The sequence below is a fragment of the Streptomyces sp. NPDC085931 genome, assembly GCF_044540565.1.
Lineage (GTDB): Bacteria > Actinomycetota > Actinomycetes > Streptomycetales > Streptomycetaceae > Streptomyces.
In genome coordinates this window covers 348,346-360,915 of sequence record NZ_JBITSK010000008.1, presented here as the reverse complement: position 1 = coordinate 360,915, position 12,570 = coordinate 348,346, and the positions used below count along the sequence as shown (strand labels likewise).

At 70.7% G+C, this 12,570-nt stretch carries 12 protein-coding genes; 1 reads left to right on the top strand and 11 read right to left on the bottom strand.

The genetic code is table 11. The annotated features are described in order from the left end of the window. Nucleotides 1-39 precede the first annotated feature (39 nt). From rpoZ to pyrR, 11 genes are all read right to left on the bottom strand, one after another. Complete coding sequence (gene rpoZ, locus ACIGAN_RS19775) at nt 40-312, bottom strand: DNA-directed RNA polymerase subunit omega (protein WP_003988945.1); 273 nt, start codon at nt 310-312, stop codon at nt 40-42. A 70-nt stretch (nt 313-382) separates the two neighbouring features. Beyond that, nucleotides 383-976, bottom strand: coding sequence for a guanylate kinase (gene gmk / locus ACIGAN_RS19770; RefSeq protein WP_365096805.1), 594 nt, complete (start codon nt 974-976; stop codon nt 383-385). 58 nt (nt 977-1,034) lie between these two features. Further along, nucleotides 1,035-1,358 (bottom strand): integration host factor, encoded by a 324-nt coding sequence (locus tag ACIGAN_RS19765; protein ID WP_003977346.1) that lies wholly within the window; start codon nt 1,356-1,358, stop codon nt 1,035-1,037. A 277-nt stretch (nt 1,359-1,635) separates the two neighbouring features. Then, entirely contained in the window at nt 1,636-2,481 is an 846-nt protein-coding gene (gene pyrF / locus ACIGAN_RS19760; protein WP_365096802.1) for an orotidine-5'-phosphate decarboxylase, read from the bottom strand. Next, nucleotides 2,478-3,584, bottom strand: coding sequence for a quinone-dependent dihydroorotate dehydrogenase (locus ACIGAN_RS19755; RefSeq protein ID WP_399859048.1), 1,107 nt, complete (start codon nt 3,582-3,584; stop codon nt 2,478-2,480). Before ACIGAN_RS19755 ends, pyrF begins: the two co-directional genes overlap by 4 nt. Before the next feature lie 70 nt (nt 3,585-3,654). Further along, nucleotides 3,655-6,963: a carbamoyl-phosphate synthase large subunit gene (gene carB / locus ACIGAN_RS19750; RefSeq protein ID WP_399859045.1), complete on the bottom strand. Its 3,309-nt coding sequence runs from the start codon at nt 6,961-6,963 to the stop codon at nt 3,655-3,657. Continuing rightward, on the bottom strand, nt 6,956-8,095 hold the full coding sequence (gene carA / locus ACIGAN_RS19745; RefSeq protein ID WP_399859042.1) for a glutamine-hydrolyzing carbamoyl-phosphate synthase small subunit: 1,140 nt from the start codon (nt 8,093-8,095) through the stop codon (nt 6,956-6,958). The genes carB and carA overlap by 8 nt, the downstream gene beginning before the upstream one ends. Continuing rightward, nucleotides 8,092-8,661, bottom strand: coding sequence for a PH-like domain-containing protein (locus tag ACIGAN_RS19740; RefSeq protein WP_399859039.1), 570 nt, complete (start codon nt 8,659-8,661; stop codon nt 8,092-8,094). Before ACIGAN_RS19740 ends, carA begins: the two co-directional genes overlap by 4 nt. After that, nucleotides 8,658-9,944, bottom strand: coding sequence for a dihydroorotase (locus ACIGAN_RS19735; RefSeq protein WP_365096788.1), 1,287 nt, complete (start codon nt 9,942-9,944; stop codon nt 8,658-8,660). Before ACIGAN_RS19735 ends, ACIGAN_RS19740 begins: the two co-directional genes overlap by 4 nt. A gap of 5 nt (nt 9,945-9,949) precedes the next feature. After that, complete coding sequence (locus ACIGAN_RS19730) at nt 9,950-10,978, bottom strand: aspartate carbamoyltransferase catalytic subunit (RefSeq protein WP_365096785.1); 1,029 nt, start codon at nt 10,976-10,978, stop codon at nt 9,950-9,952. A gap of 102 nt (nt 10,979-11,080) precedes the next feature. Beyond that, nucleotides 11,081-11,647 (bottom strand): bifunctional pyr operon transcriptional regulator/uracil phosphoribosyltransferase PyrR, encoded by a 567-nt coding sequence (gene pyrR, locus ACIGAN_RS19725; RefSeq protein WP_333937440.1) that lies wholly within the window; start codon nt 11,645-11,647, stop codon nt 11,081-11,083. A gap of 266 nt (nt 11,648-11,913) precedes the next feature. On the opposite strand from pyrR, the gene bldD reads away from it, so the two are divergent. Next, on the top strand, nt 11,914-12,417 hold the full coding sequence (gene bldD / locus ACIGAN_RS19720) for a transcriptional regulator BldD (RefSeq protein WP_010046440.1): 504 nt from the start codon (nt 11,914-11,916) through the stop codon (nt 12,415-12,417). The last annotated feature ends 153 nt before the right edge of the window (nt 12,418-12,570 follow it).

Sequence of the window (12,570 nt, the reverse complement as noted above, 5' to 3'; positions counted from 1 at the left end):
GGGCCTGTGGAAAAGTCAGCATCAAGCTGCAAATACTACTTACTGAGCCGGGCCTTCGACGGCCTCGGACGTGAGCAGCCCCGCGTTGATCTCGCGGAGGGCGATCGAGAGCGGCTTCTCGTGGACGTGGGTGTCGACGAGAGGACCGACGTACTCGAGGAGACCCTCGCCGAGCTGCGAGTAGTACGCGTTGATCTGGCGGGCCCGCTTGGCCGCGTAGATCACGAGGCTGTACTTCGAGTCGGTGGCCTCGAGGAGCTCGTCGATCGGCGGGTTGATGATGCCCTCGGGCGCGGAGATGGAAGAGGACACGCTCTACCTTCCGATGGATGGGAAAGATTCTGTCGGGATGATCAGCGAGGGCCGGATCGGCCAGCGATGGTCACACGACGTTCATCAAGGCTAGCAGCTCGCGCGCCACGTCCTCGACGGAGGTGTTGACCAGCGTGGTGTCGAACTCCGGTTCGGCCGCGAGTTCGATCTTGGCGGCTTCCAGCCTGCGCTCGATCACCTCGGGCGGTTCGGTGCCCCGCCCGGTGAGCCGGCGCACCAGCTCCTCCCAGGAGGGAGGGGCCAGGAACACCAGCTGGGCCTCGGGCATCGACTCCCGGACCAGCCGGGCACCCTGCAGGTCGATCTCGAGCAGGACGGCCTCGCCCTTCTCCAGGCGCTCCTGCACGGCCGCACGGGGCGTGCCGTAGCGGTTGCCGGCGAACTCGGCCCACTCCAGCAGCTCGCCGTTGGCGATCAGCTTGTCCATCTCGTCGTCGGTGACGAAGAAGTAGTGGACGCCGTGCTGCTCGCCGGGGCGTGGCTTGCGGGTCGTCGCCGACACCGAGAGCCAGACCTCGGGGTGTTCCTTGCGCATATGAGCGACGACCGTGCTCTTGCCGACCCCGGAGGGGCCGGAGAGCACGGTCAGCCGCGGACCTACGTCCGGGGGTACGGGGGTCGCCCCCCGGGGTGTTGCTGCCATGCAGCGATTATCCAGCAAACCGGGAGTGCCCGGGACGCGCTTGCCCGGAGCGCCCGGCTCAGGAGCCGGTGCTGCCGAACTCGCGCTCCAGGGAGGCGATCTGGTTGGACCCGAGACCGCGCACGCGGCGGCTCTCGGAGATGCCCAGTCGCTCCATGATCTGCTTGGCGCGGACCTTGCCCACGCCCGGCAGGGACTCAAGAAGGGCGGAGACCTTCATCTTGCCGATGACGTCGTTCTCCTGGCCCTGCTTGATGACCTCGTGGAGGGAGGCGCCGGAGTGCTTGAGTCGATTCTTGACCTCGGCCCGCTCCCGGCGAGCCGCGGCGGCCTTTTCGAGCGCGGCTGCGCGCTGTTCAGGGGTAAGGGGCGGAAGAGCCACGCCTACGTCACCTCGGATGTCGAACTGTCGGATACGGACCGGTGAGGAACCTAGTCGCCCCACACCTGGGGAGCCACGAGCAACACACGCTTGCCCGCTCTCTCGTCGGAGACTAGCGGGCAAGTCCGCCAGAGTCAGCGAGAACAGCGGAAAAGTCCTGGTCAGCCTTCATCTGAACGGACATTTAGGACATACTGCCCCGGATTTGAGGATGTATTCAGACTTGAGCGGCCCCCTGACCACTCATCGGAGGTCTCGCGATATGGTCTGGACCGCCTCAGGGGGCCGTCGCGGCGTGCCTGACCTCCTGCGCGAAGCGTTCCGCCGCGTCACGCAGAGCGACCGTGTCGGGGCCGTGGCGCAGCACTCCCCGGCTGACGTTCGGCACGACGTTGCGCACGGCCGCCCCGAAGACCCGGGGAAGATCGGCCGGCGTGGCACCCTGGGCGCCGATGCCGGGCGCGAGCAGCGGGCCGTTGATGTCGAGGTCGTAGGTCGACAGGTCACCCAGGGTGGCGCCGACGACCGCCCCGAAGGAGCCCAGGGGCCGCTCCCCCGCGTTCTCGGCGGCCAGGTGCGCCAGCATCGTCGCTCCGACGTTCCGGCCGTCGGGGCGCAGCGCGTGCTGCACCTCGCCGCCCTCCGGGTTGGAGGTCAGCGCCAGCACGAACAGTCCGGCGCCGTTCTCCCGGGCCAGCGCGACGGCCGGGGCGAGCGAGCCGTAGCCGAGGTAGGGCGAGACGGTCAGCGCGTCGGAGAACAGCGGCGCGTCCTTGTGCAGGAAGGACTCGGCGTAGGCGGCCATGGTCGAGCCGATGTCGCCCCGCTTGGCGTCCATCACCACCAGCGCGCCGGCCGCCCGGGCCTCGGCGACGGACTTCTCCAGGACCGCGACGCCGCGCGAGCCGAAGCGCTCGAAGAACGCGCTCTGCGGCTTGAGCACGGCGACCCGGTCGGCGACCGCCTCGACGACCGTGCGGCTGAACCGCTCCAGACCCGCCACGTCGTCGTTCAGGCCCCACTCGGCCAGCAGGGAGGCGTGCGGGTCGATGCCCACGCACAGCGGGCCGCGCTCGTCCATGGCCCGGCGCAGACGCGCGCCGAAGGGTTCGAGACCACTCATGCCGTCTTCCTCACGTCGGCGCCCACCGCTTCGGCGAGCGTGGCGTACGGGCTCGTGCGCAGGCGCGCGGCGAGACCCTTGTGGATGGCGCGGGCGTAGAACGGCCCCTCGTAGACGAAGGCGCTGTACCCCTGGACCAGGGTGGCACCGGCCAGGATGCGCTGCCAGGCGTCCTCGGCGTTCTCCACGCCCCCGACGCCCACCAGGGTGATCCGGTCGCCCACGCGCGCGTAGAGGCGGCGCAGGACCTCCAGGGAGCGCTCCTTCAGGGGCGCCCCGGACAGGCCGCCGGTCTCCTCGACCAGGGACGCGTCGGACGTCAGGCCGAGGCCCTCGCGCGCGATGGTGGTGTTCGTGGCGATGATGCCGTCGAGGCCGAGTTCCACGGCGAGGTCGGCCACGGCGTCGACGTCCTCGTCGGCGAGGTCCGGGGCGATCTTCACCAGGAGCGGGACGCGCCGGCCGGGCACCGTGCGGTCGGCGGCCTCGCGGACCGCGCTCAGCAGCGGGCGCAGCGCCTCCGTGGCCTGGAGGTCGCGCAGCCCGGGCGTGTTCGGGGAGGAGACGTTGACCACCAGGTAGTCGGCGTAGGGCGCGAGGCGCTCGGCGGACTTCACGTAGTCCGCGACGGCCTCCTGCTCGGGTACGGCCTTGGTCTTGCCGATGTTGACACCCACGACCGTCCGGAAGACGGGGGTCCGGGAGGCCAGGCGGGCGGCGACGCGCAGCGAGCCGTCGTTGTTGAAGCCCATGCGGTTGATCAGCGCCCGGTCCTGGACCAGGCGGAACAGCCGCTTCTTGGGGTTGCCGGGCTGCGGCTCGCCGGTGACCGTGCCGATCTCGACGTGGTCGAAGCCGAGCATGGCCATGCCGTCGATGCCGACGGCGTTCTTGTCGAAACCGGCCGCGAGCCCGAAGGGGCCGTGCATGCGCAGCCCGAGGGCCTCGGTGCGCAGCTCCTTGTGACGGGGCGCGAGGGCGGCCGCGAGGAAGGTGCGCAGCACCGGCACCCGGGCGGCCAGGCGGATCCAGCGGAAGGCCAGGTGGTGGGCCTGCTCGGGGTCCAGCCGTTTGAAGACGAGACGGAAGAAGATCTTGTACATGGTGTCCTCACGAGGACGCGGTGTCCTCACGAAGAGGGGGACACCGTTTCCGGTGTCCCCCTCGGGGCTGCTAGTCGCGGGCCGCGGTCAGGTGTTCCGCGTGTTCCTGGAGCGAGCGGACGCTCACGTCGCCGCGGTTGAGGGCATCGATGCCCTGGACCGCGGCGGCGAGCGCCTGGACCGTCGTCAGGCAGGGCACGGAGCGTGCCACGGCCGCCGTGCGGATGTCGTAGCCGTCGAGGCGGCCGCCCGTGCCGTACGGGGTGTTGACGATGAGGTCGACCTCGCCGTCGTGGATGAGCTGGACGATGGTCTTCTCGCCGTTCGGCCCGGGGCCCTCGGACTGCTTGCGCACGACCGTGGCGTTGATGCCGTTGCGCTTGAGGACCTCGGCGGTGCCGGAGGTGGCCAGCAGCTCGAAGCCGTGCGCGACCAGCTCGCGCGCCGGGAAGATCATCGAGCGCTTGTCGCGGTTGGCGACCGAGATGAAGGCGCGGCCCTTGGTGGGCAGCGGCCCGTAGGCTCCGGCCTGCGACTTGGCGTACGCCGTGCCGAAGACGGCGTCGATGCCCATGACCTCGCCGGTGGAGCGCATCTCCGGGCCGAGGACCGTGTCGACACCGCGGCCGTGCACGTCGCGGAAGCGCGACCACGGCATGACCGCCTCCTTGACGGAGATCGGCGCGTCCAGCGGCAGTTCGCCGCCGTCGCCGTGCGCCGGGAGCAGGCCCTCGGCGCGCAGTTCGGCGACGGTGGCGCCGAGCGAGATGCGGGCGGCGGCCTTGGCCAGCGGCACCGCCGTCGCCTTCGAGGTGAAGGGGACGGTCCGGGAGGCGCGCGGGTTGGCCTCCAGGACGTAGAGGATGTCGCCCGCGAGCGCGAACTGGATGTTGATCAGCCCGCGCACGCCCACGCCCTTGGCGATGGCCTCGGTGGAGGCGCGCAGGCGCTTGATGTCGAAGCCGCCGAGCGTGATCGGGGGCAGGGCGCACGCCGAGTCGCCGGAGTGGATGCCGGCCTCCTCGATGTGCTCCATGACACCACCGAGGTACAGCTCCTCGCCGTCGTAGAGGGCGTCGACGTCGATCTCGATGGCGTCGTCGAGGAAGCGGTCCACCAGGACCGGCCGCGAGGGGCTGATCTCGGTCGATTCGGCGATGTAGGACTCCAGGCGGGTCTCGTCGTAGACGATCTCCATGCCGCGTCCGCCGAGGACGTAGGAGGGGCGCACCAGGACCGGGTAGCCGATCTCGTCGGCGATGGCCTTGGCCTCGGCGAAGGTGGTGGCGGTGCCGTGCTTGGGGGCCGGGAGGCCGGCCTCCTTGAGGACCTGCCCGAAGGCGCCGCGGTCCTCGGCGGCGTGGATGGCCTCCGGGGAGGTGCCGACGATCGGCACGCCGTTGTCCTTCAGCGCCTGCGACAGACCCAGCGGCGTCTGTCCGCCGAGCTGGACGACGACGCCCGCGACGGGTCCGGCCTGCCGCTCGGCGTGCACGACCTCCAGCACGTCCTCCAGCGTCAGCGGCTCGAAGTACAGGCGGTCGGAGGTGTCGTAGTCGGTCGAGACGGTCTCCGGGTTGCAGTTGACCATCACCGTCTCGTAGCCCGCGTCGCTCAGCGCGAAGGAGGCGTGGACGCAGGAGTAGTCGAACTCGATGCCCTGGCCGATGCGGTTCGGGCCGGAGCCCAGGATGATGACGGCCGGCTTCTCGCGCGGCGCGACCTCGGTCTCCTCGTCGTAGGAGGAGTAGAAGTACGGCGTCTTCGCGGCGAACTCGGCGGCGCAGGTGTCGACCGTCTTGTAGACCGGGCGGACGCCGAGCGCGTGGCGGACCTCGCGGACGACGTCCTCGCGCAGGCCGCGGATCTCGGCGATCTGCTGGTCGGAGAAGCCGTGCCGCTTGGCCTCGGCCAGCAGGTCGGCGGTCAGCTCGGGCGCCTCGGCCAGCTCGTCGGCGATCTCCTTGATCAGGAAGAGCTGGTCGACGAACCACGGGTCGATCTTCGTGTAGTCGAAGACCTCCTCGGGCGTGGCGCCGGCGCGGATGGCCTGCATGACGGTGTTGATGCGGCCGTCGGTGGGGCGGACGGCCTGCTCCAGCAGCTGCGTCTTGTCGCCCGGCTCGCCGACGAAGGTGAACTGGCTGCCCTTCTTCTCCAGCGAGCGCAGGGCCTTCTGGAAGGCCTCGGTGAAGTTGCGGCCGATGGCCATGGCCTCGCCCACCGACTTCATGGTGGTGGTGAGGGTGGAGTCGGCGCTCGGGAACTTCTCGAAGGCGAAGCGCGGGGCCTTCACGACCACGTAGTCGAGCGTCGGCTCGAAGGAGGCCGGGGTCTCCTGCGTGATGTCGTTGGGGATCTCGTCCAGGGTGTAGCCCACGGCCAGCTTGGCGGCGATCTTGGCGATCGGGAAGCCGGTCGCCTTGGAGGCGAGCGCCGAGGAGCGGGACACGCGCGGGTTCATCTCGATGACGATCACGCGGCCGTCGGCCGGGTTCACCGCGAACTGGATGTTGCAGCCGCCGGTGTCGACACCGACCTCGCGGATGATCGCGATGCCGACGTCGCGCAGCACCTGGTACTCGCGGTCGGTCAGCGTCATCGCGGGCGCCACGGTGATGGAGTCGCCCGTGTGCACGCCCATGGGATCGAAGTTCTCGATGGAGCAGACGACCACGACGTTGTCGTTCTTGTCGCGCATCAGCTCCAGCTCGTACTCCTTCCAGCCGAGGATGGACTCCTCCAGGAGCACCTCGGTGGTCGGGGAGAGCGTGAGGCCCTGGCCGGCGATGCGGCGCAGCTCCTCCTCGTCGTGGGCGAAGCCGGAGCCGGCGCCGCCCATGGTGAAGGAGGGACGGACCACGACCGGGTAGCCGCCGAGCTCCTCGACGCCCCTGAGCACGTCGTCCATGGAGTGGCAGATGTAGGACCGGGCGGACTCGCCGTGGCCGGTCTTCTTGCGGACCTCCTCGACGACCAGCTTGAACCGGTCGCGGTCCTCGCCCTTGTGGATGGCCTCGACGTTGGCGCCGATCAGCTCGACGCCGTACTTGTCGAGGACGCCGTTCTCGTGCAGCGAGATGGCGGTGTTGAGGGCCGTCTGGCCGCCCAGGGTGGGCAGCAGCGCGTCGGGCCGCTCCTTGGCGATGATCTTCTCGACGAACTCGGGGGTGATCGGTTCGACGTACGTGGCGTCGGCGATCTCCGGGTCGGTCATGATCGTCGCCGGGTTGGAGTTCACGAGGATGACCCTGAGGCCCTCGGACTTCAGCACGCGGCACGCCTGGGTGCCGGAGTAGTCGAACTCGGCGGCCTGGCCGATGACGATCGGGCCGGAGCCGATGACCAGGACGGACTGGATATCGGTGCGCTTAGGCACGCTGGCCCTCCATCAGGGAAACGAAGCGGTCGAACAGGTAGGCGGCGTCGTGCGGGCCGGCTGCCGCTTCGGGGTGGTACTGGACGCTGAAGGCGGGGCGGTCGAGCAGCTGCAGCCCCTCCACCACGTTGTCGTTCAGGCAGACGTGCGACACCTCGGCGCGGCCGAACGGGGTCTCGGAGACCTCGTCGAGCGGGGCGTCGACGGCGAAGCCGTGGTTGTGCGCGGTGACCTCGACCTTGCCGGTCGTACGGTCCTGCACCGGCTGGTTGATCCCCCGGTGGCCGTACTTCAGCTTGTAGGTGCCGAAGCCGAGGGCGCGGCCGAGGATCTGGTTGCCGAAGCAGATGCCGAACAGCGGCGTGCTCCGCTCCAGGACGCCCCGCATGACGGAGACGGCGTGGTCGGCGGTGGCCGGGTCGCCGGGGCCGTTGGAGAAGAACACGCCGTCCGGGTTCACCGCGTAGACGTCCTCGACGGTCGCGGTCGCGGGGAGCACGTGCACCTCGATGCCGCGCTCGGCCATGCGGTGCGGGGTCATGCCCTTGATGCCGAGGTCGACGGCGGCGACGGTGAACTTCTTCTCGCCGATCGCGGGCACGACGTACGGCTCGGTGGTGGCGACCTCGGCGGAGAGGTTCGCGCCCTTCATCTGCGGGGCTTCCTGCACGCGCGCCAGGAGCGCCGCGTCGTCCCGGACGGCGTCGCCGCTGAAGATGCCGACGCGCATGGCGCCGCGCTCGCGCAGGTGGCGGGTGAGGGCGCGGGTGTCGATGCCGGAGATCCCGACGACGCCCTGCGCGGCCAGCTCCTCGTCGAGGGTGCGCCGGGAGCGCCAGCTGGACGGCACGCGCGCGGGGTCGCGCACGACGTAGCCGGAGACCCAGATGCGCTTGGACTCCATGTCCTCGTCGTTGACGCCGGTGTTGCCGACGTGCGGGGCGGTCATCACCACGACCTGGCGGTGGTAGGAGGGGTCGGTGAGGGTCTCCTGGTAGCCGGTCATGCCGGTGGAGAACACCGCTTCGCCGAAGGTCTCCCCCACGGCCCCGTAGGCGCGGCCGCGGAAGACCCGGCCGTCCTCCAGGACGAGTACGGCGGGAGTTTTGGCTCCCCTGGTGGAGGTGGTCATCGTTCGGCGCCTTCCCTGGTGTTCGTTTCGATCATGGTGGTGAGGGCTTCGACCCACGCGTTGTGCTCGGCCGCGTGGTCGGAGCGGAAGCCGGAGTCGATCAGCCGGTCGCCGTGCGCCCAGGTGACGACCAGCAGGCCGCCCTCGGTGAGCACCTTGCCGGCGATGCCCTTGTCGAGCCGGGCCTCGCGCAGGGCGGCCGCCGGGACGAAGAAGTCGCTCGCCCCGGGGCGCACGACGTCCAGTCCGGCGTCGGTGAGCGTGAGCTCCGCGCGGCTGCGGGTGCCCAGGCCGTGCGCGACGATGCGGTCGAGCCACTGCCCGGCGGTGGTGGAGCCGTGGTAGCGGCCGCTCATGGTCAGGCGCGCCGGGCCCGGGTCCGCCGGGGCGGTGGGCAGCGCGGGCAGGTCGCCCTGGAGGGTGCCGCGCCACTTCCAGCCCTCGCGCATCAGCCAGTAGACGAGCGCGACGAAGAGGGCGAGGCCGACGACCCAGCCGATGCGGGCGGCCCAGTCGGTCACTTGCGCCGATTCCTTCTCGGCGGCCAGCAGGAGTTGAGGTGTCACGTGAGCTTCCCGTCGACGAGCGTGGCCTTGCCCCGCAGCCACGTGTGCGTCACACGGCCCGGCAGCTCGCGGCCCTCGTAGGGGGTGTTGCGGCTGCGCGAGGCGAAGCCCGCGGGTTCCACCGGCCCACGGTATGCCGTGTCGACCAGGGTGAGGTTGGCGGGCTCACCTGCCGAGACGGGACGGCCGTGGCCCGTGGCCTGTCCGATCTGCGCGGGCTTGAAGGACATGCGGTCGGCGACGCCGGCCCAGTCCAGCAGGCCCGTGTCCACCATCGTCTCCTGGACCACCGACAGCGCGGTCTCCAGACCCACCATGCCCATGGCGGCCGCGGCCCACTCGCAGTCCTTGTCCTCGTGCGGGTGCGGGGCGTGGTCGGTGGCGACGATGTCGATCGTGCCGTCGGCGAGCGCCTCGCGCAGGGCCATCACGTCCCGCTCGGTGCGCAGCGGCGGGTTGACCTTGTAGACCGGGTTGTAGGTGCGCACCAGCTCGTCCGTGAGGAGGAGGTGGTGCGGGGTGACCTCGGCGGTGACGGCGATGCCGCGGGACTTGGCCCAGCGGACGATCTCGACGGACCCGGCGGTCGACAGGTGGCAGATGTGGACGCGGGAGCCGACGTGGTCGGCGAGCAGGACATCCCGGGCGATGATCGATTCTTCGGCCACCGCGGGCCAGCCGCCGAGGCCCAGCTCGGCGGAGACGACGCCCTCGTTCATCTCGGCGCCCTCGGTCAGCCGCGGCTCCTGGGCGTGCTGCGCGATGACTCCGCCGAAGGCCTTCACGTACTCCAGGGCCCGGCGCATGATCACGGCGTCGTGGACGCACTTGCCGTCGTCGGAGAAGACGGTGACGCCGGCGGCCGACTCGTGCATGGCGCCGAGCTCGGCGAGCTTCTTGCCGTCGAGGCCGACGGTGACGGCGCCGATCGGCTGGACGTCGCAGTAGCCGTGCTCCTTGCCGAGCCGCCAGACCTGCTCGACGACGCCGGCGGTGTCGGCGACCGGGAAGGTGTTGGCCATGGCGAAGACGGTGGTGTAGCCGCCGGAGGCCGCGGCCCGGGTGCCGGTGAGGACGGTCTCGGAGTCCTCGCGGCCCGGCTCGCGCAGATGGGTGTGCAGGTCGACCAGGCCCGGCAGCAGCACCTTGCCCCCGGCCTCGACGACCTCGGCGCCCTCGGCGCTCAGTGCGGCGCCCACCTCGGCGATCGTCCCGCCGTCGATCAGCACGTCCTGCGGCTCGCCGCCGAGCACCTTCGCACCACGGATCAGGGTCTTGCTCATCTGTCTTACTTCTCCTCGGCCGCAGAAGGGGTGTGCGCGGAGCGCTCGTCGGAAGGGTGGTGGTGGGAGACGGGCGGGCGGGTGACGGCGGGCTCGTTTCCACCGAGCAGCAGGTACAGCACGGCCATCCGGATGGACACGCCGTTGGCGACCTGCTCGACGACGGTGCAGCGGTCGGAGTCGGCGACCTCGGCGGTGATCTCCATGCCGCGGACCATCGGGCCGGGGTGCATCACGACGGCGTGCTCGGGCATCCGCGCCATGCGGTCGCCGTCCAGGCCGTAGCGCCGGGAGTACTCGCGCTCGGTGGGGAAGAACGCGGCGTTCATCCGCTCCCGCTGCACGCGCAGCATCATCACCGCGTCGGACTTGGTCAGGGTGCTGTCCAGGTCGTAGGAGACCGCGCAGGGCCAGGTCTCGACACCGACCGGCAGCAGGGTGGGCGGGGCGACGAGGGTGACCTCGGCGCCGAGGGTGTGCAGCAGGTCGACGTTGGAGCGGGCGACGCGGCTGTGCAGGACGTCGCCGACGATCGTGATGCGCTTGCCTTCGAGGTCCTGGCCGAGTCCGGCGTCCGGGCCGATCAGGCGGCGGCGCATGGTGAAGGCGTCCAGCAGGGCCTGGGTGGGGTGCTGGTGGGTGCCGTCGCCGGCGTTGACGACGACCGCGTCGATCCAGCCGGAGTTCGCCAGCCGGTAGGGGGCGCCCGAGGCGCCGTGCCGGATGACCACGGCGTCGACGCCCATGGCCTCCAGGGTCTGGGCGGTGTCCTTGAGGGACTCGCCCTTGGAGACGCTGGAGCCCTTGGCGGAGAAGTTGATGACGTCCGCGGACAGCCGCTTCTCGGCGGCCTCGAAGGAGATCCGGGTGCGGGTGGAGTCCTCGAAGAAGAGGTTGACGATCGTGCGGCCGCGCAGGGTCGGCAGCTTCTTGATCGGCCGGTCGGCGACCCGGGCCATCTCCTCGGCGGTGTCGAGGATCAGGACGGCGTCGTCACGGGTGAGGTCGGCGGCCGAGATGAGATGACGCTGCATCTGTCAGGCTCCGTAAGGCAGTTCAAACGGGAGATTCGGGGCAGACGGGCGCGCGCGAGCGCGCACTGAGCCGGCGTACGACGGCGGCGTACGCCCGAGGCGCTACTGGGCGTCCGGCTTGGCACCGAGCAGCACGGTGTCGCGACCGTCCTCCTCGGCGAGCAGGACCTTGACCGTCTCCCGCAACGACGTGGGGAGGTTCTTGCCGACGTAGTCGGCGCGAATGGGCAGTTCGCGGTGACCGCGGTCGACGAGCACGGCGAGCTGCACCGCGCGCGGGCGCCCGATGTCGTTCAGGGCGTCGAGGGCGGCGCGGATGGTGCGGCCGGAGAAGAGCACGTCGTCGACGAGGACGACCAGCCTGCCGTCGATGCCGTCACCGGGGATCTCGGTGCGGGCCAGCGCACGCGGCGGGTGCATGCGCAGGTCGTCGCGGTACATGGTGATGTCGAGCGAGCCGCAGGGGACCTTGCGCTCGGTGATCTGCTCCAGCTTGTCGGCGATCCGCCGGGCGAGGAAGACGCCCCGGGTCGGGATGCCGAGGAGCACCACGTCGTCGGCGCCCTTGGCGCGCTCGACGATCTCGTGGGCGATGCGGGTCAGTACCCGCGCGATGTCGGGCCCTTCGAGAACGGGCCGGGCATCGGACTGCGAGTCGTGCGTGTCCATACGAAACGGACCTCCTTCTCCGCCTCACGGGACGGACCTTAAAGGACGTCGGGATTGCGCCATCCACGGTAGCAGGCCTCCGCGATCCCCCGAACGGCCCCCTCGGATCACCTATTCGGCCCAACGCGGCGCCACTACCACGGAAGAGTCGGTGCGGACCATTCGGCTTGACGCGGCAGAGTAACGCTGCGTAACCTCACAGTGAGTTACCAGCCGCGCGGGCTGGCACCCACGCCAGACGCGTCGACACAGTGCCGGGGAGCTATATGTCCAGCGAATACGCCAAACAGCTCGGGGCCAAGCTCCGGGCGATCCGCACCCAGCAGGGCCTTTCCCTCCACGGTGTCGAGGAGAAGTCCCAGGGACGCTGGAAGGCGGTCGTGGTCGGTTCGTACGAGCGCGGTGACCGTGCCGTGACCGTGCAGCGCCTTGCCGAGCTGGCGGATTTCTACGGCGTCCCGGTGCAGGAGCTGCTCCCGGGCACGACCCCGGGCGGTGCCGCCGAGCCGCCGCCGAAGCTGGTCCTGGACCTGGAGCGCCTGGCCACGGTGCCGGCCGAGAAGGCGGGCCCGCTGCAGCGCTACGCGGCCACGATCCAGTCGCAGCGCGGTGACTACAACGGCAAGGTGCTCTCGATCCGCCAGGACGACCTGCGCACACTCGCCGTCATCTACGACCAGTCGCCCTCGGTGCTCACCGAGCAGCTGATCAGCTGGGGTGTCCTGGACGCGGACGCGCGCCGCGCGGTGGCCACCCACGAGGAGGGCTGACCGCTCCGCGGGACCGCCCGCGAAGCCAGCAGAAACGTGGCGCCCGGGGGGGGGGGGCCCCCCGCGGGGCGGCCCCCCCCCCCCGGGGGTTGCCCCGCCGGCGGGGCCGCCGCGCGGGGGGGGGGGGCCGGCGGGGGGGCCCGGGGGGGCGGC